Below are 26149 nucleotides of genomic sequence, written 5' to 3' on the forward strand. Positions count from 1 at the left end.
GCCTTCTACGAGCTCCATGAGGGGATTAAATGAGCTTGAACCTATATCTGCTGCGCCATGGCGAAACCGAAGCCAGCTTCAAGGGTGGCTACTGCGGTCGCATGGACCCTGATCTGACGCCGATCGGTCATGAGATGGCCAAGGACTTCGCTCAGGCGTATCGCGATCATCCCTTCGAGGCCGTCTACGTGAGTCCGCTGTTGCGGACGCGCATGACGGCTCGCCCGCTGTGCGAACTCGCCGGCGTTGACATGCAATTGCGCGACGGCTTGCGAGAACTGGATTTCGGCGACTGGGAAGGCAAGTCGCCGGATCAGGTGAATCGCGAGCATCCGCTAGATTACGTTCGGTGGCTGGCCGATGCGGGCTGGAATGCGCCGACCGGCGGGGAGCGGGGTATCGACGTCGCACGGCGTGCACTTGCCGTTCTCGATGAAATCCAGCAAGAGCACACGAGTGGGGATGTCCTGGTGGTGTCCCACAAGGCGACGATCCGCATCCTGACCTGCGCGTTGCTGGGGATCGATATCGGCGGCTATCGGGACCGGATCGGCATCTCCGTCGCCTCGCTAGCGGTCATGGAGTTTCATGACAATGGCCCGCGCCTCGCGCGGCTTGGGGACCGCTCGCATCTGCGTGAGGAACTGCGGCATCGCCCCGGTTCCTGACGCGGCTCCGGCGGTCGATGGCCGATCGGCTTCACCGACATTCCGGGCCAGATGGACGACATCCAGGCGCAATGCGCACGGAGTGCAGTGATGGCAGAGGAAGCGAAGTCTCCTGGCGTGGAACACATTCGTACCGGACTGAGTGCGGAACGCCTCCGCGCGGCCTTCCAGGACAATCTTCACTATGTTCTAGGGCGTCCTCTGGAACTGTCGTCGACCGAACAGCGCTATCAGGCCTTGGCACTGTCGGTACGCGACCGGCTGATGCAACGCTGGGTCAAACAGGTCGAGTTGCAGAACCAGGCTGAAATTCGCGACGTGGCCTATCTGTCGGCCGAGTTTTTGGTCGGGCCCCATCTGGGCAACACCCTGCTCAATCTCGGCATCACCGAAAACGCCCGGGCCGCAATGGCCGAATTGGGTCTGGACCTCGACGCGCTGATCGGACACGAGGAGGAACCGGGGCTCGGCAATGGGGGGCTGGGCCGACTGGCGGCGTGTTATCTGGATTCATTGGCAACGCTCGGGTACCCCGCGACCGGCTATGGCATTCGCTACGAGTTCGGCATCTTCGATCAGATCATCCAGGATGGCTGGCAACGCGAGGTCACCGACAAGTGGCTGCGCCACGGCAATGTGTGGGAGATCGCGCGGCCGGAGTTCGCGCAAGTCGTCAAACTCGGCGGCCACACCGAGCCCTATACCAACGATGACGGCACGTACCGCGTGCGTTGGATACCGGGACGCGTCGTGGTCGGGATCCCTTACGATACCCCGATACTGGGCTATGGCGTCGACACCTGCGCGCTGCTGCGGCTGTGGAGCGCGGAGGCGGCCCAGTCCTTCGACTTCGAAGACTTCAATCGGGGCGATTATTACGGCGCGGTCGAAGACAAGATCGCGTCGGAGACCATCTCGAAAGTGCTTTATCCGAACGACGAGTTGTTCGAGGGCAAGCGGCTGCGGCTGGAACAGCAGTATTTCTTCGTGTGCTGCTCCATCAAGGACATGATCCGTCTGTGCCAGCGGCGCGGACTGCCCGTGGCGCGCTTCCACGAGATGCACCGGATCCAGTTGAACGACACTCACCCGTCCGTCGCCGTCGCCGAACTGATGCGGCAGTTGCTCGACAAGCACGGACTGGAGTGGGACCAGGCGTGGGAGATCACTCGCCAGGCGATGTCGTATACCAACCATACCTTGTTGCCGGAAGCGCTCGAGAAGTGGCCGCTGCCGCTGTTTGCCTCGGTGCTGCCGCGTCACACCGAGATCATCTTCGAGATCAACCGGCGGTTCCTGGACGAGGTCCGGCAGTGTTTTCCCGGCGATGACGGCAAGGTCGCGCGCCTGTCGATCATCGACGAATCCGGCGAGAGATACATCCGCATGGCCAATCTGGCGGTCGTGGGCAGCCACGCCGTAAACGGTGTCGCCGCGTTGCACTCGGAACTGGTCAAGTCACAACTGTTCAGCGATTTCCACCAGATGGACCCGCACCGGTTCACCAACGTCACCAATGGCGTGACCCCGCGGCGCTTCGTCGCGCTCAGCAATCCCGGTCTGGCGCGCCTGATCGATGACACCATAGGCCCGGGCTGGCTGGCGGACATGAGCCGACTGCGCGAGCTTGAAGGCCACGCCGGCGACGCGGCATTGCAAGAGGCGTGGCGGAGCGTCAAGCAGGACAACAAGAAGCGCCTGGCCCGGATCATCCAGGCGCGCACCGGCGTGACAGTCGACCCCGCCTCGCTGTTCGACATCCAGGTCAAGCGTATCCACGAATACAAGCGCCAACACCTGAATGTCCTGAACATCATCACGCTGTATCAGCGGCTCAAGCACGATGGCCAGGTGTCGATGATGCCGCGTACCTTCCTGTTCGGCGGCAAGGCCGCGCCCGGCTATTACATGGCCAAACTGATCATCAAGCTGATCAACTCGGTCGCCGAGGTCATCAATAACGATCCGGAGGTCCAGGGCCGGATCAAGGTCGTGTTCCTGCCGGATTACAACGTCAAGCATGCGCAGAATATTTACCCGGCCGCCGATCTGTCGGAACAGATTTCCACCGCCGGCAAGGAGGCTTCCGGGACCGGCAACATGAAGTTCTCGATGAATGGCGCGCTGACCATCGGCACGCTGGACGGCGCCAATGTCGAGATCCGGGAGGAAGTCGGTGCCGAAAACTTCTTCCTGTTCGGTCTGACGGCCGAGCAGGTGCAGCAGCTCAAGGCCTCCGGCTACAACCCGATGGACTACTACCACGGTGACCCCGAACTCAAGGGCGTGATCGACCTGATCAACAGCGGCCTGTTCTCCCATGGCGACACCCAGTTGTTCCGGCCGCTGACGGACCATCTGCTGCAGCATGACGACTATCTGCTGCTCGCCGACTATCGCGCTTATGTCGACTGCCAGCAACAGGTCGACCACGCCTTCCGTGACCCGGCCCACTGGACGCGCATGTCGATCCTGAACGTTGCCCGTATGGGCAAGTTCTCGTCGGACCGGGCGATTCGGGAATACGCCGATCGCATCTGGGGGATCCAGCCGCTGGATCGGCAGATCGGGGTACAATCGTAGCGGTGGTGTGCTTGGACGGTAGGCAGTTTTGCCCCGGGCCAGAGCAGATTTTCGGTCCGATTACGACGGAAGGGGGATGATGGGTGGTGGCCAAGCGGTCAGTCTCGAGCGGGGGTCACTACCGCATTGCGAAGGGGAGTCCGGAGTCAATTGGCACCCTGTGTAAAGAGCAGGGCGTCAATTTCTGTTTGTTCAGTCGCTATGCAAGCGCGGTCGAACTGCTGTTGTATCGGGCCGCGGATGATCCGGAGCCGTTTCAGATCGTCCCGTTGAATCCACCCGAGCACCGCACCTTTTTCTTGTGGCATGTATTCGTCGAGGCACTGCCAGTCGGCACGTTTTACACCTGGCGCGTGCATGGTCCGAACGACACCGCCGCCACCGGGCGGCGCTTCAACCCCAGAAAGGAACTCCTGAGCCCAGCTGCCGAGGCCGTGACCGATGTGCTGTGGGACCGCGTCCGAGCCCAGGATCCGGAGGACGAGAGCCGCACCTCCATGCGGGCCGTCGTCGCGGACCGCTCATTCGACTGGCAAGGGGATCGACGGCGCGGTGGCACCCTCGAAGGCGCGGTCATCTATGAAGTCCACGTCGGCGCGCTGACGCGGCACCCGTCTTCGGGAGTGCAACATCCCGGAACCTTTGCCGGACTGATCGAAAAAATTCCCTATCTGCAGGAACTTGGCATCACCCACGTCGAGCTGCTGCCCGTCATGGCGTTCGACGAACAGGACGCGCCGCCGAATGTGCTCGCGCGCGGCCTGCGCAATTTTTGGGGCTACAGCACCCACAGCTTCTATAGCCCGCACCCGCGCTATTGCGTAACCCCGCAACTCGGCACTCACCCGTCCGAGTTCAAGCTCTTGGTCCGCGAGCTGCACAAGGCCGGGATCGGCGTGATCCTTGACGTTGTATTCAATCATACGGCAGAAGGTGGAGCCGACGGTCCAACGATCAACTTCAAGGGATTGGCCAACGAACTGTTCTATCACCTCGATGCTGAAGACCGGAGCCGCTACCGCGACTACACCGGGTGTGGCAATACGGTCAACTGCAACCACCCGCTGGTCACCTGGTACATCGTCCGCTGCCTGGAGTACTGGGTCGAGGAAATGCACGTCGATGGATTCCGCTTCGACCTTGCCAGCGTCTTCACGCGCGGCGAGGATGGAGTGCCGATGGCGAATCCGCCATTGCCATGGAGCATCGCCTTCTCGCGGGTACTGGCCGATGTCCCGCTGATCGCCGAGGCCTGGGATGCCTCCGGTCTCTATCATGTCGGTTCGTTTCCGGGGATGCGCTGGGCCGAATGGAACGGTCGTTATCGCGACGTGATTCGCCGCTTTGTGCGGGGCGATCCGGGTTTGATCGGTGACGTGGCCAGCTGCGTCAGCGGCAGCAGCGACTTGTATGCCGATGACTTGAGACCGCCGGTCAGCGGTATCAACTTCGTGACCTGCCACGATGGCTTCACCCTGTATGATCTGGTTAGCTACAACGGCAAACACAACCTCGCCAACGGTGAAGACAATCGGGACGGCTGTGAGCATAACCTCAGCTGGAACTGCGGTATTGAGGGCGATACGGAAGATCCGGAAATCGTGTCGCTACGTCACCGGCAAGCGAAGAATTTCATTGGCATCCTGATGCTGAGCCTGGGAGTGCCGATGTTACTGTCGGGTGATGAGGTGCTGCGCAGCCAGAAAGGCAACAACAACGGCTGGTGTCAGAATAATGAGTTGTCCTGGTTCGACTGGCAGCGCGTCACGACGGAGCCGGGAATGCTGCGCTTCGTGAAACAGATCATACGGCTGCGGCGGCGTCATCGCAGTTTGACGCGAAACAGCTTTCTGACCGGTAAGCCGGTGGCCGGTCGTGATGTCCCTGACGTAGCCTGGCACGGCACGCGTCTCCAGGAGCCAGCCTGGGACGACCCCACGGCGCGGCTGCTGGCCTATACCCTGGCGGGGATTGGGGAACAGGAAGAAGACCTGCACATCATCTTCAACATGTGTGAGGCCCAGCGCGACGTTGAGTTGCCGGTCATCCCCGGGCGAGTTTGGCATCTTGCCGTCGACACGGCGCGGAATTCTCCGGATGACGTCTTGGAACCTTCGGTCCAAAAGCCTTACCGGAGGGCGGTTTATCCGGCCGGGCCACGCAGTGTGGTCGTGCTGGAAGCCCGCTGAGGGAGGCAGTAGCAATGCGAGCCGAGGAGGGCGATCAGGGCTCGGTGCTCGTCATCAACTGCGGTAGTTCGTCGATCAAGTACCAGTTGCTGCGGATGCCGCAAGGCGAATTTGTTGCCGGGGGAGTGGTCGAGCGGATCGGCGAGACGGCGCCGGTGATCAAGCATCGGAGCCTGTCTTCGGCAGCCGCTTCCGAAGCGCCGTGCATGGCAGAGATCGACGCCGCCGATCATCGTGAGGCGTTCCATCACATTGATATGGCGCTGCGTGCGTCGCCGGGCTTCGAGGGCGGCGAGGGAATCGTCGCAATTGCTCATCGCGTTGTGCATGGCGGTGAATCGTTTTCGGCGCCGACGCTGATCACGCCGACGGTGATTGGGTCGATCCGCGCTCTCAGTTCGCTCGCGCCGCTCCATAATCCACCGAATCTGGTTGGGATCCGAGTATGTCGGGAGCGGTTTCCGAAGCTTCCCCAGGTGGCAGTCTTCGATACCGCATTTCATCAGACGATGCCCCCGCATGCCTACCGCTACGCCGTTCCGGAGGATTGGTACGAACGCGATGGCATCCGGCGGTATGGTTTCCATGGCAGCTCACACCAGTATGTTGCCGAACAGGCGGCCGTTCACCTCGGGAGACCCATCGCGGAGCTGCGCCTGATTACGCTCCACCTTGGAAACGGCGCCAGTGCGGCAGCCATCGCAGGTGGCCGCTGCATCGATACGTCCATGGGTTTCACACCGTTGGAAGGGCTGGTCATGGGGACGCGTAGCGGTGACCTGGATCCCGCGATCGCACTCTATATGCAAAAAGTCCGGGAGCTACCGCCGGAGGACATTGATCGCATGCTGAATCGCGAATCCGGACTCCGCGGCTTATGCGGATCGAATGACATGCGTGACTTGTTGGCGCGCAGTGATGCTGGTGACGAAGACGCGCGGCTGGCGATCGACCTGTATTGCTACCGCGTAAAAAAATACATTGGTGCGTATGCGGCCGCGCTTGGGGGGATGGATGCGGTCGTGTTTACTGGAGGGGTCGGCGAGAACGCGCCGGCAATTCGTCTCCAGATCTGCGAGGGACTGGACATTCTGGGTCTCGGGCTCGATGTGCAACGGAACGATGCCGTGTCAGGCATCGTCTTTGAAATCGGCCGTAGCGAACTGACGGTTAGAGTCCTAGTCATCCGAACCAACGAGGAATTGCAGATAGCGCGGGAAGCGATGCGAGTGGTCGCGCCGACTGGGTCCTGACACGCGGACGAACGATCGACATCTGACGTCGCTGTCTCCGCCTGCCGCTGCTCGGCGGCATCCATCCCGGCTGCGCCGGCGCTCGGCGGGTACATCACTTCTGGCTGCGGGATGTCCTGGCTCTGTGCCGCAGCGAGTGGGTGCGACCGAACCGCCAGACCCGCGCGCCGCCGGTTCGCTTCGACCGACGTTACTGAGGGTCCGGCTTCACTGCCCTTCCCATGTCGATTGCCACCCTTAGTGTCGCCCCCAGGGGGTCAAAACAGCGCTTCGCAAGTCCCTGTTGCCGACCCTTGAGCCACCTTAAGATCGGGTGCGCCAAACGGACGCACGAGAGCCGGCGCTCGCGATCGAAGTTCCGGTAGGGTCAAGCGGCCCGAAGGCCGCGTGACAGAGCCTGCGCCACAAGCTTGGCGCAGCGTGGTCTCGCGCGCCAACCCCGTTTTGTGTCTTGGAGCCACAGGCTGGCGCCGATGTCGTTGACTGACGGTGTTCCTCGTCCCTGCAAACCGTAGGCTCTGGCCGAATAAGGGAGCGGAAACGACCGATAGGGGCCTCAAACGATGAGTCCACTGCAGTCGGATGGCTTCTGTTAGAATCCGTGCGGAGACGCTGGGCCGGGAGCGCACGCTAACGGGCGTCTTGTGGGATGGCGGTACCGGCGGTTCAATGTCGAGTAGGCTAGGGTCGCCGACGAACTTTGAGGATTCCTTGGGCACAGATCCGCTTTTCCGGCCGAGAGGACACTACGAGCGGTTACCGACGCGCACGGTCCTCATCCTGGAATATGGTAGTAATCCCAGCACGGATTACTATATCAAGCCGCGAATCGCCTCGTTCGATGCGGCTGCAGTCAAGACCGTGGATATGCAGGTTACGCGTCCCGGAGCGGTTACGATTCCCAATCAGACATTCGTTGTCATCGTGCGCTATCTGACGTCGAGTTGGGGCCGGCACTTGGAAAGAGCGAAATCCAAATTGACCGGTGTGGCCTATTTTCTCGATGACGATCTGATGTCCGTTTTGCAGATTCCCGGATTACCTCTGCGGTATCGGTACAAGATTCTGCGGCTATTCCAGGCGCAGCGAGGCCTGCTTTCATCCCTCTGCAGCCGGATCTGGGTGTCTACGATATACCTTGCCGAGAGATATGGTCTGCCTGCATCTTCGGTGCTTGATCCAAGACCTATCCTGAATAAGAGCGAGTGCAGCAAACCTATTACCTATTTCTATGCAGGTACTGCCGCGCATTGGAGGGAATTCGTTTGGTTGAAGGAACTTGTCAAGTCCCTTCAGGAGAGCTCCAATGAGTTGACTTTTGTAACTTTTGGGGGTGGAAAGATCCGCAAGCTGTTTCAGGAATTCCCAAGGGTTCTTTGCTTCCATCCGGTGCCATGGCCCACGTTTGTGGAGTCGCTTTCCATAGTCCAGTTCGATATTGGACTGGCGCCATTGATCGACAGCAAGTTCAATAGGGGGCGCTCGCACACGAAGTTCTATGACATTACCCGTTTGGGTGCGGTTGGCGTATATACCAACACGGCGCCCTACGCCAACTTTGTTCGCTCGGGAACGGATGGCCTTCTGGTAGATAACGAGTTAGATTCCTGGCGCCTTGCAATCCTGGATTTAGCCTCTTCCGGGGAACGGCGCACGTTAATGCGAGAGAATGCACGCGCCAGGGTGTCGGGGCTCGCCTCTGATGTTCAAAACCTCCTTACCTAAATTGCGGCAAGCTCTGATTGCCGCTGCCAATTCGTGAAAAAGGTCGACACACGGCGCGACGACTCGCTAAGCGCTTTGTCGCTTAGGGCTGACAAGCGTCGCCTGGAAGTGATAGATTATGGCGCATCGCTGAAATGGTCGAAGCCAATCACTCTTTATAGTTACGAGGTGCCCGTTTGCAACACAGAACCTCCTGGCAGATTCAGAAGGCCGTGTTGTCTGCTCTCTTGCTGCGTGAGCTAAAGTCCAGATTTGGGCGTCATCGGGTAGGGATTTTGCGTGTGCTCGTCGAGCCTCTGCTCCATTTGACGGGAATAATGCTAATTTTTTGGTTTATCAGGGATCGTGGCCAGATAATTATTGACGTTCCGGTGTTCCTATTGGTTGGGTTGGTTCCATTTCTTCTTTTCAAAAATACAGCCTTGCGTACCATGGATGGATTCAGGGCTGAGAAGGGGGTACTGGTTTATCGCCAAGTGAAGCCTCTCGACATTTTCTTGTCTCGTATCATCATCGAGTTTACGATCGCGATATGGTCTTACGTGACGATCTTGGTCGTTCTTGGATGGTGGGGCTACGATATTGTGCCGAACAATCCACTGGCGTTAATAGCCCTTTTGGTTGGCGTTATTCCGTTGGGCTTTGGTCTAGGTCTCCTGCTTCATGTTATGTGTCGGATAGCGCCGGAACTGCGAATTTTCGTCCGGCTGGCCTTCATGCCGCTTTATTTTCTTTCTGGAATTATACATCCTCTTTACATTGTGCCGAAGGCCGTCGCGGAATTTCTCTTATGGAACCCGATACTTCGGATTGTGGAGCTTTCTAGGCATAGTTTCTTTGAAAACTATCCCATGCCGTACACAGTAGGGAGTTTCTACGTGGTAATGGTAACAGTCGGAATTTTTTTTGTCGGCTTAAGAGCCTTTCGAGTGCGCACGCAGTCGCTTGAAGCATGATCGAGATCAGAAATGTCACCAAGTCCTATTTGACTAATGCTGGCCGCCATTTTGTTTTCCGCAACCTCAGCTTCACCTTTAATGGTGACAGGAACATAGCGCTGCTGGGCGCTAATGGAGCTGGAAAGTCAACCCTAATTCGAATGTTGGGTGGAGTCGAAGACCCGGATACGGGTTCGATCACAACGGGTGGCAAGCGTCTGTCTTGGCCGGTGAATTTTGCCAGCACCGCGCAGGCGACGCTTTCGGGCCGCGATACGGTTAAATTCGTCTGTCGTATCCTGGGGATCGAAGGCCGTCTGATGGACGAGAAGTTGTCGTTCGTCAATGACTTCGCGGCACTCGGAAAGGCTTTCGATAAAGCCGTGAAGACGTATTCTAGTGGAATGCGGTCTCGCTTAGTATTTGCCATGACGATGGCCTTCGACTTTGATTATTACCTGATCGATGAGGTGACTGCCGTTGGCGATACCGCTTTCAAAGAAAAGAGTCGCGCGATCCTCCGGGAGAAAATGAAGTACGCGAATATACTGCTCGTGTCTCACAACATGAAAATGGTCCGGGAGTTTTGCGACGAGGTGGTCGTTCTGAGTGATGGTGTCTTGGCCGCATACGTGAATCTTGAAGAGGGCATTCGCGCCTATCAAGGGCCGGGATATCGGCCCCCAAAAAGTCGCAATGCCTCATCCAACAGCCGCTCGGAAAAGGTCCCATACGGTACTGCGTCGCGCAAGACGGTGGGGGGGGGATCGGAAGTCGCGCTGCCGCCGGCATTCCGGTCGCCTGAACAGACAGCGTTTCCGTCGGAAGAAGGCCGTGAACACGCGGCAGAAGGGGAGTCGACTACAGCTAAGCGACGCGTGGAGCGGCGGCGGGCTAAGCGGACCGCACGGGCGAAGTCAGCGACGACCGCGCATTTGCAACGCGGCGAAGCGACTGACCCGGTTGTCGCGCCGGCAACAGGGCGCGCTGTACAGTCCCTTGGTCAACCAGGCGGGCTGTCAAGGCGCCGAGGTATAGGCAGGCGCGTTCGGGATCCGGGGTCGGCTACAGGAGAAGGAGACGCCGGCGGCGCCCGCCGTCGTGAAGGGCGCGCCGGTGTTCGGCGTAAGCAAGCTCAAGTCAGCGCCTCGAGCGCTCAGCAAGGGGGAACGAAATGCAATGGGAGCGATATCCCTTCCGGGGTGACAACCGCAGTCGGTCAGATGGACGATGCGAGCGGGACGACGGCTAAGGGAAAGCGCCGCCGGCCGCAGACGCGCACCGCCCTCTATGAAGATGGCCCGCAAGAGCGTCCGCGCGATCCCGATGCCGAGCGCGGGCGAAAGGCGCGAGCCGCAGAGAGGCAGTTTCGCGGTGACGTTCGTCGGCAGACTTCGGGTTCTGAGTCCCGCGCCCTGGCCAGGGTGTCCGCGGGAGAAGTCGGGGGGGCGGCGCAGCCGGACGGAGCCTCAGGGACCGCACCCGGAGCCACCTTGCGGAATCGGAGCCCTCGTCGCCGCCCGGAAGCGTCCGAGGCAAAGGCGGGATCTCCAGCCTCGTCTCTGGACGCGGGGTCGTTGCTGGCCGCGACGCGTCGTGGCAGGTCGGGCAGAGCCCGACAGGCGGGTACCAAAGACGCGACGAACCGGTTTGCCGGACGCCAGGCGAGCGACCTGGCAGGTCTTGTTGAGGTACCCCAAGGGCCGGCCAGCAAGCCAGCGCGGCGCAGAAGCGCGTCCAGAGGGAAAGCGGAAGGGGCGGGGGACGCGAGCAAGGAAGGCAGCGCGCGTCAAGCGCGGGACGCGAAGCCAGGCGCTGTTCGGCATGGCGAGCGTGCTGAGAAGCCCCGGCAGATCTCCAAGAGCGAAAATGCTGCTGCGGTGAAGCGCGAACATGTGGTTGCGAGGATGCGACTGCGAGAGAAGCGGGCTGAGGATGACGCTAAACGCCTGCGGCTTGCTGCGGTAAGCGAGGCCGTCGGGCTTCCAGAGGAGCGTGATCTGCAGCCGAAGTCGGATGTCGATGGCTCCCGGTCCCCGCGAACCCGAAAGAACCCGAGAGTCAAGGGGCTGCGGACGGGTGACGGACGCCAACCCTGAAGGCAGACAAAGAAGAACCGAGATTCGGATCGCACCTTATGCAACTGAAGTACCCCAGTCGCCTGGCTGCCCTACTCATTTGGCTGCCAATGTCCGCTGCTGCGATCTACTACGCATTCATTGCCGCAGACCGTTATGTCAGCGAGTCCATCATCACGGTACGCGAAGCGAAGGATAGCGCACCCTTGCCGCAGTCATTAGGGGTATCCCTAGCAGGTGTTTCGGCATCCTCCGCGAACGCCGAGGTTTTGTATCTGACGGAGTACATCCTGTCTCTCGATATGTTGAACCATTTGGACGAGAAGCTGGGGTTACGTCGTCTATATGAGCGCGATACATGGGATCTCCCATACAAGCTGTTCCCCGGTACGAGTCAGGAATGGTTTCTATGGTATTACCGCAACCGAGTGTCGGTGACGCTCGACAGTGTGACGTCGCTGCTCAATATTTCGGTTGAGGGCTTTACGGCACAGGATGCGCAGCGAATAAACCAAGAGCTTCTGGCGGAGAGCGAGCGGTTCGTCAACGAGATTTCACACCAGATGGCGCGTGAGGAAATGGAGTTTACCGAAACCCAGGTGGAGCGCGTGAGAGAGCGTTACTTTGCCGCGAAGCAGAAGCTGATCGAGTTCCAGAACCGCAATCGCCTGTTCGATCCGGTAGCGCAGGCGCAGGCAAAGGCGGGTCTGACGAACGAATTGGAGTCGATGCTGGCGAGGGATGAGGCCGAGTTGAAGAATGAGCTGACTTTCTTGAACGACAAGTCCTTTCAGGTCATCGCAAGAAAGAATCGCATCAAGGCGACCTCGGCCCAGTTGGATGAAGAGCGGCGGCGCCTTGCCTCGACCGAAGGCGAGCGCTTGGCCGGGTTGGCCGCGGACTTTCAGAATTTAACCCTGGACGCCGGGTTTGCCGAGGAGGCTTATCGGGCCAGTCTTCAGACCCTGGAGAAGGTCCGAATGGATACAAGCCAGGAGCTTAAGCATCTGATTGTTATCGCATCACCTACTCTGCCGCAGATAGCACAGTACCCCCGACGGGTGTATGATCTGGCGACGTTATTCGTAGTCTGCTTTGTCGTTTATGGGATTGCACGGCTGGTTGTTGCCTCCGTAGAGGATCATCATGATTGAACCGGGTTCGCTGATAATGCCGAAACATTTCCGATGCGTCCGTTTTCCATTCGGCATTCCAGCAGCCAGCCGTGCATGGAGTATGGCGCTGCTCGGGCTCGCCCTGGGGCTTTGGCTTCCGGGCATCTGGGCACAGGGCTCTCCAGTGCAGGCATCCCAGGCAATACAAAATCTCAGTTCGCAGGGGGGCGGTTCCTCGTCCGGCGGTGGCGCCGGCGCATTCTTGTCTCCAGAGGTTTCCACCGCGCCGTCGGCGACTCCATCGACATCGACCGCGCCGTCCGCTTTGTTCAGCCGGTTTCTGGGGCCGCTCGCGCCAATCAGTTCGCCCGAGCCTTCGGGCGGCTTGCCGCCGGCGGCGGCCGTACAGATGACCGCCCCGCTCGCGCGCCCACAAGTTTTCGGTAGCAATATGTTTAACGGCCGCTTCAAGGCCGAGCAGTTCACTGGTTTCAATCCCGAGTACCAGATGCACGTGGGCGATCAGATCGCCATCCGCATGTGGGGGGCGTTCACTTTCGAATCCACTGTCACGGTAGATCCCCAGGGCAATATCTTCATCCCGAATGTAGGGCCGGTGCATGTACTCGGCGTGCGGAACGCGGAATTGAACCGGCATGTGGAGGCCAACGTTCGCCGGGTGTATCGCGCCAATGTGGGTGTCTACGCATCGACGACGGCCGCCCAGCAGGTGAAGGTGTACGTGACTGGGTTCGTGACTCAACCGGGGTTGTATGCAGGGTTGTCATCCGATTCAGTATTGTATTTTTTGGATGCCGCCGGCGGGATCGATCTGGCGCGCGGTAGCTTCCACGACGTGAGGGTATTGCGCAGCGGAAGGGTGCGTGCGGCCTTTGATCTCTATGATTTTTTGCTCGATGGCAGGATAGATCCTTTGCAGCTGGTTGACGGCGACACCATCGTCGTTGGTCAGCGGAAGTACAGTATCAGTGTGTCGGGCGAAGTCATGAATCCGTTCCAGTTTGAACTAATCCGTCCCGAGATCAACGCGTCGTCTCTGTTGACGGTTGCCCGTCCGAAGCCCAGCGCGACTCATCTAAGCATCGTACGCAAGGAAGGCCCCAAGCTTCGCAGCGAATACCACGCGCTCGCGGATCTCGGCAATGTCGTGATACAGGACGGGGATGAGGTCAACTTCACATCGGATAAATACCCTGGAACTATCCTCGTTCGAATTGAAGGTGCGAACCTTGGGCAACACGCCCTGGTTCTGCCTTACGGCGCTCGTTTAAGAGATGCGTTTGCGAAAACGAAACCTGCCGCTCAGGCGAATGCGGCAGCGGTCCAGCTATTTCGCCGGTCGGTTGCAGTTCGACAGAAAGAAATGCTCGACAAGTCACTGCAAACGCTCCAAGCGATGGTACTGACTCCCCGTTCCTCGACACAGGAAGAGTCCGTGCTGCGCGAGAAGGACGCGCAGCTAGCACTGCAATACATTGCGCGGGCGAAAGATATCCAACCTATCGGCCAGATCGTTCTCGGGCCTAAGCAGGATGTGCCGAACGTTCTACTCGAGGATGGTGACATCATTCGGATTCCGGAAGCCACTAATCTCGTAATGGTGCACGGTGAGGTCGTCTTCCCCACCGCACTGGTCTTTGCCGCCAATACCTCAGTCGATGATTATGTCGAACAGGCAGGGGGGTACACGCAGAATGCCGATAACTCCCGCATTGTCGTCGTGCATCAGGATGGCACATTTTCGGAGGGAGACGGTAGCGATATTCGGGCAGGAGATGAAATCATGGTGCTGCCCAAGGTGGATACGAAAAACTGGGAGTTTGCACGCACCATCGCCCAGATTCTGTTTTACCTAGGCGTTGCAGCGCGTGTTGTGCTTTAGGTTAGTGCACCAAGGGACTCGGCTGGCAGCCATAGTATTCTCGCGCTGAGAAAGTGTGATTCGCTTGATTTTGGAGGGTCGATGAAAAACTGCGCCTCGACAATTGAGCCTGTAGCGAGGTTTCAGCGCATTCAATTAGGGCGCTGGTGATGTCGCCGCTGCATCGCAGACTTAAATCGGTTGGGGGACTGCTGGTTTACCTGGTCGTCGCCGGGTTGCGACGGCCATTAGGAATAATTGGGCTGCGGCGGCTCCACTTTTCCCTTGTCATCTCGGTGCTGAAGCGCCACGACTTATTCGACCGAGCGTACTACCTTGAGCAGAACGAGGATGTCGCTGCCGCCGGCGTGCCCCCATTGCGTCACTATGCGCAATATGGCGATTTCGAGGGGCGCTGGCCGATGCCGCTCTTTGATCCAATTTACTATGCGGAACATGCAGGTATCAAACAGTCTAGACGGACAAATCGTCTCCTGCATTACCTTTACGTAGGACGCTATCGAGGGATTTCTCCTAGTCCCTGGTTTGATCTTGGGTACTATTTGTCCAGAAACAAAGACGTTCTGCGCGCTGGAGTTGATCCGCTCGTTCACTTCGTTCGCTGGGGAGGGGGCGAGGGAAGATCGCCGTCCCCGAGGTTCGATGCGGCATTTTATCTCGATAGTAACCCGGAGCTGCGAGAATGGGCTATTAACCCGCTGATCCATTACCTTCGTCAGGGACAGTACGAGGGACGTCTTCCATTGCCCACGCTGGGTTCGACACTTTCTGAGTTGGATCAGCCGACACCGACTATGCCGTGGCTGGACGATTGGGATGTACTACCTAACGCGGTGGATCGCGACGCTGCCGTCGACGTTGTTGTGCCGGTTTATGCCGGTGCGGCAGTAACCTTGCGGTGCTTGCACAGTGTGCTGCGGGCTCGGCAGCAGACAAGGTTTGAATTGACGGTGATCAACGATGCCAGTCCTGACGAGGACTTGGTCGAAACCTTGACTACGCTTGCGGGCCGGGGTTTGTTTCGGCTGCTCCATAATGACGAGAACCTCGGATTCGTGCAGACCGCCAACCGCGGAATGCAGCTCAATAAGGAAAGAGACATCGTCCTTCTTAATTCGGATACCGAGGTCTACGGCGACTGGCTCGACCGTCTGCGTGCTGCTGCCTTTAGAAATGCCAATGTTGGTACGGTCACGCCGCTGTCGAATAACGCGACGATCTGCAGTTATCCTGTCTTCCTGCAGGATAATCCTTATCCGATAGAGATCGAATACGAGGAGCTGGATCGTTTGGCGAGTGAGGTCAATCGAGGTCGTGTGGTTGTGGCCCCTACGGGCGTCGGTTTTTGCATGTACATAGCGCGGGCCTGTCTAGATGACGTGGGTCTATTCGATGACGAGGCTTTCGGGCGGGGCTATGGCGAGGAAAACGATTTTTGTCAGCGCGCCATCCGTCATGGTTGGACGAATCTGGTGGCCTGTGACGTGTTCGTCCGGCATTGGGGAAGTGCTTCCTTCCAAGGCGAGCGGGCCAATCGCATCAAGCGAGCGATGGCCACGATGCGAAGGCGGCATCCAAACTATCACGCCGATGTCAAGCGCTTCATCAGTGTCGATCCGTTAGCCGGTGCCCGTTCCCGGCTTGATCTCGCGCGTTTGGGTCGCCTGAAAGCTGAGACCAACGTCCTTTTGGTAAACCACGCTCGAGGTGGAGGAACGGAACGCCATCTACTTGAGGACGCGGCGCGCCTCAGGGGCGAAAACAAGGGTATTTATCTCTTGCGCCCGTTGCCGGACGGCGAGCACGTCAGCGTAGTGCATCCCGATGTCCATTCCTTGCCAAATCTGAAGCACCTAGCGCTGCGGGATCGATCGGCCCTGTCGGAACTATTGACCAATCTCGGTATCACGGAAATCCACATCCATCATTTGATTGATTTCGGTCCTGAAGCAGGTAGAGTGCTCCTGGAAGTGGCCACGGAAATCAACGCTCGACTGAGAGTTATGGTTCATGACTATACGAGTGTCTGTCCGCGCGTGAATCTTGTCGACGCGACGGGGGTTTATTGTGGTGAGCCAGAGGAAAAAGTCTGTGATCGATGTATTGCGTTGAACGGTTCGGACTTTGGCAGAATGAAGATAAGGGAATGGCGGGCACTCTATAGAGAGCTTTATGCGGGTGCGTACTCGGTCGTGGTCCCAGACGAGGATGTGGCTAGACGCCTGACACGGCACTTTCGCGGATTGCGGGTGGATGTGCAGCCGCATGAGCCGCGAGAGACCTTTCCAGCCGACATCAGGCAACCTGCCTTGGCGGATGGGGCATCGCTACGCATTGTCGTGATAGGGGCCATTAGCAAAGTAAAAGGTTATGATGTGCTCTTGGCATGTGCGAGGGACATCAAGAAGAGAGGCCTGCCGCTGGAACTCGTGGTCTATGGCTATACGCTCAACGACCTTGCGCTCCGGCGAGAGGGAGTCACCATCACGGGGCGCTACCTCGATCAGTTTGCGGACGCCGGCTTGGCTGAGTTGGCGCCGCATTGCGTCTGGTTGCCCTACGTATGGCCTGAGACCTATAGCTACACGCTTTCGATCGCGTTGCGTTATTCGCACCCGGTTTTCGCATTCGATATAGGAGCAATCGCTTCACGGATGCATGCGCTCAGCGTCGATGACTATTTAATGCCGTTGACACTTGCGTGGAATCCGACCGAGATCAATCAGCGGTTTCTGTCCTTTCGGGAGAGTCTGCTACAGGGTGATCGGGTTCGTCATCTTACTGGAATGATTGGCAAGGATACGCTTGATGTCCGCGTCGGGAGTCAACTGTCTCACCCGATTCCTGAAATCGGCGCACCAGCCAACGGGAATCTAAGGTGAAGTTGACCTCCTCGCGACGTCTGGCTCCCGGGGGTGAAGTCAAGCGATGTCTAACCACGCAGAGATGAGCTTCACCGACGCTGTCTAGGCAAAACCCCCGTTTCACAGACGGCTTCGCTAGGCGTTCTGATCGCCGGCGGCGGTTCGTGTGGTCCTGTGAAGCAATTAGGCCCTAGGGCCCATCATGGGGCCACACCGAGGTGCAGCCGAGGCTTATCGCAAGCGGAACAGGGCACAGAGCGGCGCGGTACAGCAGTGCCTCGGCTTACCGACAGCCGGTCACTGCTTAGGTTTTGGAGGCAGTAGGGGCGCAAAAGAGTCGGCGGCGCCGCTTTCTCCTGCTCGCTCAACGGTAGCGTCGTGGCTTGATGCGGTCGTCTCCAAGCCCCGGCGATTTGGTGAGTGCCTCCGTCGTTTGGCAAACGAACGGAACGCGGCTGTGCCCGTCTCAACGAATATTTGGCCGAATGGGATGGGGCAGGGACGGGAAGACAGCTTTTTTAGTATTGACACTCGCGGTATGCATGAAGGGCAGGTGCGTTTTTCTGTCTTCCACGAGAACGCTTGGGTTTCGGTGCTCCCAAGGGCGGTATATCTTCACGCAATGGTTCGGTCAATGTTGGCGGGAAGCAGTAATGGGCTGTGCCAAGAAGGCTGAACTCGGTCGAGACGAGCAGTTCCGGTTGGCAACCCGTGCACGCAGGGTTCTCGATGGATGCCGGGAACAGGTTCTATGCCACAGCAACGTGAAGTCCTACGACCGTCTTTGTCGCCCACTTTTCGGCCAGGCCTCGTGCAGACATCCATGGAACCGGCGACATCGCCTCAACGCGGGTCAGGGTTAAGGTCTGGCTGCTGGGTTCTTTGTAATTTTTCACGTGCACACTTTGGTGCTTATTTCAGCCTCTGATTCCAAACAGGTCCGAGAAGAAAAACAGTCATGCTAGATCAAATTAGGCGAATCACGGAATTAGGATGGCGCAAGAGGGACGCACGAGGAGAAACCGATCCAATTCCAGATAGCCTCCGAAGGAATGTCCGCGGGACCTTCGTCGGCGCTCTCGAGCGAATGACTGGTGATTTAGCGCTGGAAGGTTGGGTCATTAATCTGAGCGATCCACCTAGGCCCGTGGATCTATGGGTCGTCATCAACGGCCGCAAGTCGCGAAAGGCGCGTACAGAACTCGCTCGTATCGACGTACAGAAGGTTATTGACGGCGCCGGGGCATGTGGATTTCGAGTATCGGTGTCGCACCATTTCGATTTGTCGAAACCGAATGAGCCAGTTACGCTTGCTGTCTTTTTGGATGAGTCGTTGGAGCTCGAATTGCCGGGCTCGCCCCTGAAGGTGGATCTGTCCTTGGCGCAGACGCCGGAGGGCTTGCTGGACAAACTTGGTGACTTGGCTCGAGAAGGTTTTCATCGCTTCTCACCGAGTAATCCTTTCGTGGGGTTCTTCCTCGCCTGTCTAACTTCACCTGATTCCGAACAGCGTCGGGCGCTGCTGAAGGAGTGTGCTCTCAGCGGCAACTTGATGGAGCTCATGTTGTTACATATCGTACAGCGTGGGTGGTATGACATTGCTCGCCGGATGCTGGAGGATTGTCGCGACCTCGATGGGGTTGAGGATGAAGGTCAGCTCAACCTCTTGTCGCGAGTGATCGTTTACAAGCAAGCCGTACACGCAGCCGAGCTTGCGCACCTAATCCGGCCAGACCTAAACGAGTTGACACTTCAGATCGGCCTTCTCGTTACTGCGCCTCTTTCAGAGCACACAAAGGATACTCTATGCTCTGACTATCTCCGGCTCGTTGAAGCAGCGCATGGACGAGGTTTCCTTGGACGCCAACAATGCCAATTTCTTGGTGCTCAGTTGGACAATTTGGCTACCAAGCATCGGCAGCTTGAGAAGAATGTTCAATACCTTTGTGTGAAAGCGAATCTGGCGCGCGATGCCGGTCAAAACAACCGAGCATACACGCTCTTTTCAGAGGCCTACAGGATTGATGAAGGGGCGGCTTTGTGGTTCGGGCCCAATTTTGCTGTCCTACTAAATGAAGTGGGCGAATACGGCTACGCCGCCAGCCTATTCAAGAAGCTCTCGGAGCGTCGCATTGCTTCTCCTGAACTAGTGTCCGCGGCCTTCAGTGGTGCAGTGACACTAGAGGATTACGAGGGTGTCCTGGGCGTAATCAGGAGATACTCGCGCCTCTTATTTAGTAGCCGCTCTGCGGCAAGTGTCCTCACCGCGATCGAGGTCTTGTGTCGCAACGAGAGATTCCGCGGCGCATTCTTTTCAGTCTACGGGGAAAGGGTCTTCGCGCTACTTGATCGTCAGAGATTGCTCGAAGAACTTGAGCTCTGTTTCGAGCGAACGGGGCCTGTGTTCGGTAAAGGTGGTGCGCTTTGGCCGGGGTTTTATAGGGAAAAGACTAAGGGGAGCTGCACCATCGCCCGAAGTCCCTCAGAGTCAATTCTTCGCCTTTTGCTGCTCGACGATCTCGACCTCCACCGATTGATCGGGGCGGTCGACGATCCAAACTGCGCCCCTGGCCACCTTCCACGATTTGGTGCCACGTCGTGTCGTGAGATGAGCCGGAAAAGCCAAGCTGCCGTCGCGACTACTTACTGGCCCGGAGCAGGAAAACCCGAGTTTTTACAAACGGAGGCGATGGGAGGTCAAGTCGCCGAAGCCTACAGCATGGTATTGATTGCTCCGTGTGGGATTGAACGGGAACCAGAGCTCAGGCGGTTTAGGTCTGGGGAGATGGGCGAGTTGCCTCCCGCGCGCTGTGTCCTAGTTTCCGACTACGGTCTAATCGAAGCGACGGACGGGCGTGAGCTGTTTCGATGGCCCGAACGGATCGACGCGGATGCATTAGTTCGGATCATGGAGGCGATAGAGGATCTTGGAACAAAAAAGTTTCTATTCGTCGATAAGGATCGATACATTCTGAATCACGCTGCCATAACGGGGCTGGTAAGACAACTGGACGAATTCCCGATCGAGTTGGAAGGCAGCACCACAGATAGCCCGGCCCCCGATAGTTCCTTATTGTTGCCCGTCGAGACGCTGCGAGAGATTCGCGCCCACTTCGCTTCACCAATGTTTCGCGATGAACGCGAAGGGTCGACGCAACATCTGTGGCACGGCAACGCAGAGGAGTTCCTATCAACGCTAGTTTGTTTTGCCAGAAGGCTTGGGGCAAGGCGCATATCCCGAACCGTCACTACCACCTATATACGAGATTGCGAGGCCCCGGCTGAGATGACACGGGAGATGGACAAGCTGCGTTGCGATATGACGTTGCACAATGTCCACCTCCCTTTTGCTGACATTCCGAGAAACGCGGAACATTCCTTGGTTTCATTCAGTCTGGGCAGGTTCTCTAAGGCGGAGGTGCTGAATGTTCGCGGCGTAGGCTTGCTTCGACTAAAGGTGGCCAAGGTTGAGATCGAGAAAGGTGAGCCCGTATGCTTTATCGTCGAGAGAAATGAACTGCTACGTCTTCCGTATCTTTTGACATTTTATCGGGAGCGCGGTATTCGGCGATTTGTCGTCATCGATAACTACTCAACACCGGAGACTTTAGACTTCCTAGCTTCGCATGACGATGTTGAATTGTGGGTGACGCAGCATCCTTATGGATTAAGCCGATGGGGCGTTGACTGGGTTGAAGCGGTGATCGAGACCTTTTACGCCGGGCATTGGTGTTTGGTCATTGACGCCGACGAGTTGCTCTACACAGCAGGCGATAGCCACTCGATCCCGGCGCTGTGTGTTGCTTTGGAACGTGAAGGGGCGTCTGGCTTATATTGCTTGTTCCTTGACACATACTCGGATCGTTCTATCGCAGAGACCGTATATCAGTCGGGTACCAGCTTTCTGGATTGTTGTAATTACATCGATCGAAAATTCTACACTTATTATGAGCCGAACGGGGGGCCGGAAAAGAATTCTCCCACCTATTCTGGCGGAGTGAGAGAGCGTGTGTTCGGGATCTCTACAGTTATACTGAACAAGGTCCCACTCTTCAAGTACAGTCGGCACCTAAGGCTTTACGAGGGCCTACATTGGATCGGGGGCGTAAAACTTAGTAGCCAGCGGGGTGCTCTTCTGCACTTCAAGTATTTTAGTACCTTTCACGAATATGTAGCGCAAGAGTCGTTGCGCGGGGAACATTGGAACGAGGGGTCCGAGTATAAGATTTATCAACAGGTCATCGCGCGCAACCGGGCCCTCACCCTACATGACCCCCGAATCTCGGCAAGGGTGACCGGCGTGTCCGATTTGCGGGCGCTTCATCTGATAAAATGACATTCTTCGCGTGGCCTGCGAGGCGACCTAGAGATTGAGCGCCAAGGTGCAGTTCGACGGTCGTGCCTCCTGATTCGTATGTGCCTTCCGGCGTTGCTGCGAGAACGTGTTCTGTGTGCATGGACTTAGCGCGGATTGTGCATGAGCAATCTATTGGCCGCCACCTTGACAGGTTGTGATTCGATTGGGTGCTCAGCGCTGCACACGTCTCGACGGGGCGTGGGATCTTAAGGCCCTCAGCGGTTCGCGTACGCCGCAGGTCTCGAATCGACATGGGTTGGTCCCTGTGGCTATCGGGAATTCCTGTGGGAACAGTGCACGGGTCCTTTGAAGTGGAAGCTCTTAGGTTTTTGCTATGGGTGAGTATGAGTCCAATCTCCAGTCGGCTGTCGAATGCGCGAACGTCGGCGACCATGAAAATGCGATAAGTTATTATCTCAAAGCCATCGAGAGACGATGGTGGTGTCACCATGCTTTAATGGGCTTAGCCGGTTCATACACTTGGCTTGGCCGATTTCGTGACGCTATCCAGGTTTTCATTCGTTCAGCAGCTTGTTTTCCTCAGGAATTGCCCGATTACTTCGTTTTGAAAAACCGTGTTCGGACTCATATTCTTGGCAGCAAGGATATGGCTCTGCTCAACTATATGATTCATGCGCTCTGGGTGATTAATCGTACCTTGAAGTATAATTTCTACGCCAGTGATTTCCTTTCCGATATGTTGATGCTGAAGGGGGACGTCGCGAATGCCCTGGAAAAAAAATATTACGCCTCGATTTGTCATGCCGCGTTCTCAAAAGCTGAGGATCTATCCCGCTTCCACAAAGCCCGTGGCAAGCTTCCAGATTTTTTCGTAATTGGGCCCCAGAAGACTGCGACGACAGCACTATACGCGTTTCTGTCGCGAAGTCCGAGTATCTATCCCGCGATCAATAAAGAACTATTTTTTTTCAATGGTCCCATGTTCAAGTACGGTGAAGAGTGGTATCGCTGCAATTTTCCCGCGCCAGCGGAGGGGTCTTCCTTTTTGACAGGGGAGGCTACTGCTACCTATTTCCACTCGCCGGTCGCGCCGGCGCGCATTCGTGCGATGGTGCCGGATGCAAAACTGATCGTAACCCTACGAGACCCTGCAGAGAGAGCGATTTCGAGCTTTTATATGGAGAAGCGGCAAGGACGCGAGCCACGGGGGCTGTTTGAAGCGATGAGCGCCGAGATCGAATTTATTGAGTCTAATGAACTTCCCCCAGGGGGGCATCCGAAAGGGATGTTCGCTCGCGACAGAGTGGGGCAGGGCGGATACGTACTCTTCAGCTTTTACGAACATTTTCTTCGATCCTACCGTAAGCTTTTCCCCCAAGAGCGCCTCTTGGTGGTCAACGCGGAGGAACTGCGGGATTCTGCCTCCTGCGGGGATCGAATCCTTCAATTTCTAGGCGCCGATCCACCCAAAGGCGGAAATCGGGATGTCGTCAGTACGCGCAATGTTGGCGAGTACGAACGAGGCGATGAGTACCTAAGGACTCTTGCGCTGCTTCGTGAGTATTTCGATGCGAAGCGGGCCTATGTCTTTGGTTGAGGTTCTGAGTCGGTATACGCCTGTTGCCGCAGGTCTTCGGCCCTGGTTCCTCTCAGCGCTTCGGAACATTGTGGTAGGTTTTGGTCGCAAGTTGTCCTCTGCTCCGCTTTATCTCATTCGGTGAGGCGGTTGGGCGAGACGAGCGCCGGAGTTGGTCCGTCGAGTTTACGTGTCCACTGTTGGGAAAAACTGGCAGTATGATAGGCTGTTAGCCGTTGGGTGGCGTTCCAGATGAATAGTGGGAGCCCAGGCGGGGCGAGCGGTAGGACGGTGGGTCAGTTACCTATTCGCCGCCAGAAGACGGTCCTAGTACATAGCGAATTGTCATCTTCACTCAGGGGTAGGTGCCCGGTCTGGCATCGGATAGGTGCGCTGCGGGCTAGCCTTTTAGCTTTGGCAAGAGGCTTGCGGCGAGGGTTAGCTCCAGTCGGAGAAGCTGGGAGGAACTCTTGCTGCGCAATGGACATTTCAGTTCTTGTTCACAGTCAGCGATGTTGTCGCAATGGAACGAATCAGCTTTTCCGATTTCTTGGATGCTCACCCAGGTGAGCCTGCGGGAGGCCTGTTACAGGCGTTTCTCGACGCCATCGCCTCTTGTCCGCGTTCCCGTACAAGGCTTAGTGCCGGCGCAAAGTTCTACACGCAGGCATTTGCGACGGTCGATTTAGGTGGTTACGTTTTCGTAGTCGACATGCCTATTCGACTGCATGGGCTACATGGCATGGTACTGACCAGCGGCCTGATAGAGCCCTCGCCGCGCTTCCCGGAGGGAGAATACCTATTAGATGTCAGGGACGTAAATACACTTAAAATCGAAAACATGGGGCTGGAATGCCGAAAGCGAGCGAATGGGATTTTCGCTCATCGCTTTTTAAGGCTCAGGATTGAGGACTGCACGATTGTTCACCAGCGCGATTATGGGATCTACGCTAATGAAAAGGGGTATAACCATGAGTTGGAGGTTGTAAAATGCAATATTGTGGAATACCTTTGGGGCGACGGAACGGGGGCAGAGCATCGAGGCGAGATCCCTAACTTTCGAGAGGCCACGAACCGAACGTCGACTGGGATCTTCCTGGGTCAGGCCGACAATGTCGTCTCTGACTGCAACATAAACCTGTGTCGCGTTGGGATCGAGGTCGGAATGCGGGCCAATCGGATCCAGGGAAACCACATTACGGCGGGTGGTACCGTCGAGAACGCGCTGTTTGATGGCATCTTACTGAACGCCCATATCAAGTCCTCATGTCTAATTGTTAACAACTATATCGACAATTGTCGCTTAGTCATTCGTGTAGATGACAAGGCGGTCAACCGGCGGAATTATGTGACAATCACGGATAATTTATTCTACCGAGGATATAATCACCCTAAGGAAGGTCCCGCGTTTAGTCACATTCAGATTCAAGCGTTAAAGCCCAAGTCGATTTTGCAGAACATCATAATTTCCGACAATCAGTTCTATACGCAAGACGAGCATTTGGGCGAGGCAGTCGAGAGGGTTATCCGGCCAGTGGCTGTTGAGGCATGTTGGGAGCCAACGAGCGAGTCCTTGATTCCCTTGGATCCTGTGAAGATCCGGGGGGCGATCATGAGAAACAACGTCTTCACCAACGCTCCGCCCTATTTTGAAGTGCCTATGGGGACTAATGCGACGATGACCTTGTTACCTCCGCGAAAGGCAACCGACCGTTATGAGGCTGATTTCTCTGGTCACCTGGCCTGGGGAGATATTCAAACCGTATCAGTTACTATGATATCAAGTAATCCCGAATTTGTTGCCGTGCCGTTTGTAACAACCTTTAACGGCAAGACTGTGATGATACGGACTGCAACACCGGTCATTGCCGGCTTCCACGTGACTGCAGATGTTAATAATAGTTATGCGGCGAGATGGCGTGGCATTAAGGTCAACTGATTGTGGGAACAGTCGGCCCGCCCGAATTAAAGCGAAAGATCTAAGGTGGCCTGAGAATTTTGTGTGCCGCCCGGAGGCGCTGTGTCGATGTCTGTCCGGTTTGCCTGGCTACGTTACTTGGAGTTCCAATGTTAATTAGTACCCAATACAAGTTTGCTTTTCTGTGCATGCCAAAGGCAGCCTCTACATCTGTGGACAGCGCGCTTCGCCCGTATTCGGAGATTATTACGCGCGGACGTTATAAACATATGAACTACAGGCAATTCGAACGATTCTTCTTGCCTCTACTGCGTGCTAGGGGAAAGGCGAGGGCGATCGAGACCCTGTGCATCGTCAGAGAGCCAATTGGCCGCTTGGAGAGCTGGTACCGATACCGTTCACGGCTTGACCCGAACGGCTCCGGGCCCTTGGGCAAACACAGTACTCGAGATATCACGTTTGACCAATTCGTCGAGGCCTATCTCTCGTCTGCGCCTCCTGAGTTCGCGCGGATCGGCAGGCAGTGCGACTTTGTCTTCAATAAGAGGGGGAAAGTGGGAGTGAAACGCCTATTCGCCTTGGAGAAAATGGAAAGGCTCGCCGCCTTTTTGGAAACACTGCTGGGTCAGTCGATCAGCATTCCCACACTAAACAAGAGTCCGGCGTTTCCGATCAACCTGTCGCCGGACCTCACTCAGCGCCTTAGGAAGGCACTCGCGGAAGATTACGCGCTTTACTCCCGCGCGCTTGAGGCGTAAACGCCTTGGCTGCTAAGTCACCGTGTTGGGCGTGGTTCATTTTGCCGTTCCTTCGGAGCGACTGGAGCCACTTGATCGAAGAGAGTCCGGGGTGTGTGGCGGTTCCCCGGGCCGGGGAACGAGACGACAGGGACGTCTGGTGTCGGGACGTCGCCTGTCGTTCGCTTGGACCGGGCGTGGCGCGGTAGGCGTGGTCAAACCCGTGTCTCCTTCGCTGGCCGTTTCGGGCTTGCCAGGAGAGTGATCCATGGCGTCTGCTGATT

General features: G+C 57.1%; 14 protein-coding genes. All 14 read left to right on the plus strand.

The genetic code is table 11. The features are described from left to right. Positions 1 to 29 precede the first annotated feature (29 nt). The 14 genes from ACW73L_RS20270 (at position 30) to ACW73L_RS20335 (ending at position 25886) form a co-directional block, all read left to right on the plus strand. Entirely contained in the window at positions 30 to 668 is a 639-nt protein-coding gene (locus tag ACW73L_RS20270; RefSeq protein ID WP_498924381.1) for a histidine phosphatase family protein, read from the plus strand. 90 nt (positions 669 to 758) lie between these two features. After that, complete coding sequence (locus tag ACW73L_RS20275; protein ID WP_498924382.1) at positions 759 to 3251, plus strand: glycogen/starch/alpha-glucan phosphorylase; 2493 nt, start codon at positions 759 to 761, stop codon at positions 3249 to 3251. A gap of 86 nt (positions 3252 to 3337) precedes the next feature. Beyond that, on the plus strand, positions 3338 to 5440 hold the full coding sequence (gene glgX / locus ACW73L_RS20280; protein WP_498924383.1) for a glycogen debranching protein GlgX: 2103 nt from the start codon (positions 3338 to 3340) through the stop codon (positions 5438 to 5440). Positions 5441 to 5454: 14 nt separating this feature from the next. Further along, on the plus strand, positions 5455 to 6693 hold the full coding sequence (locus ACW73L_RS20285; RefSeq protein ID WP_498924384.1) for an acetate/propionate family kinase: 1239 nt from the start codon (positions 5455 to 5457) through the stop codon (positions 6691 to 6693). Between the two features lie 711 nt (positions 6694 to 7404). Further along, entirely contained in the window at positions 7405 to 8418 is a 1014-nt protein-coding gene (locus tag ACW73L_RS20290; protein ID WP_498924385.1) for a glycosyltransferase family protein, read from the plus strand. Between the two features lie 176 nt (positions 8419 to 8594). Beyond that, positions 8595 to 9374, plus strand: a complete 780-nt coding sequence (locus ACW73L_RS20295; protein ID WP_498924386.1) for an ABC transporter permease — start codon at positions 8595 to 8597, stop codon at positions 9372 to 9374. Further along, a complete protein-coding gene (locus ACW73L_RS20300) occupies positions 9371 to 11455 on the plus strand; it encodes an ABC transporter ATP-binding protein (protein ID WP_498924387.1) in 2085 nt (694 codons plus the stop codon). Before ACW73L_RS20295 ends, ACW73L_RS20300 begins: the two co-directional genes overlap by 4 nt. 38 nt (positions 11456 to 11493) lie before the next feature. Further along, positions 11494 to 12588 (plus strand): KpsE/RkpR family capsule polysaccharide export protein, encoded by a 1095-nt coding sequence (locus ACW73L_RS20305; protein WP_498924388.1) that lies wholly within the window; start codon positions 11494 to 11496, stop codon positions 12586 to 12588. Continuing rightward, positions 12581 to 14452: a polysaccharide biosynthesis/export family protein gene (locus ACW73L_RS20310; protein ID WP_498924389.1), complete on the plus strand. Its 1872-nt coding sequence runs from the start codon at positions 12581 to 12583 to the stop codon at positions 14450 to 14452. The genes ACW73L_RS20305 and ACW73L_RS20310 overlap by 8 nt, the downstream gene beginning before the upstream one ends. Positions 14453 to 14601: 149 nt before the next feature. Beyond that, a complete protein-coding gene (locus ACW73L_RS20315) occupies positions 14602 to 17334 on the plus strand; it encodes a glycosyltransferase (protein WP_498924390.1) in 2733 nt (910 codons plus the stop codon). A 1069-nt stretch (positions 17335 to 18403) separates the two neighbouring features. Beyond that, positions 18404 to 21652, plus strand: coding sequence for a glycosyltransferase family 2 protein (locus ACW73L_RS20320; protein ID WP_498924391.1), 3249 nt, complete (start codon positions 18404 to 18406; stop codon positions 21650 to 21652). Positions 21653 to 22007: 355 nt separating this feature from the next. Further along, positions 22008 to 23231, plus strand: coding sequence for a sulfotransferase family protein (locus ACW73L_RS20325; protein ID WP_498924392.1), 1224 nt, complete (start codon positions 22008 to 22010; stop codon positions 23229 to 23231). Between the two features lie 502 nt (positions 23232 to 23733). Then, on the plus strand, positions 23734 to 25149 hold the full coding sequence (locus tag ACW73L_RS20330) for a right-handed parallel beta-helix repeat-containing protein (protein ID WP_498924393.1): 1416 nt from the start codon (positions 23734 to 23736) through the stop codon (positions 25147 to 25149). Between the two features lie 128 nt (positions 25150 to 25277). Further along, complete coding sequence (locus tag ACW73L_RS20335) at positions 25278 to 25886, plus strand: hypothetical protein (RefSeq protein ID WP_498924394.1); 609 nt, start codon at positions 25278 to 25280, stop codon at positions 25884 to 25886. Positions 25887 to 26149 lie beyond the last annotated feature (263 nt).

The sequence above is a fragment of the Methylolobus aquaticus genome (assembly GCF_054172105.1).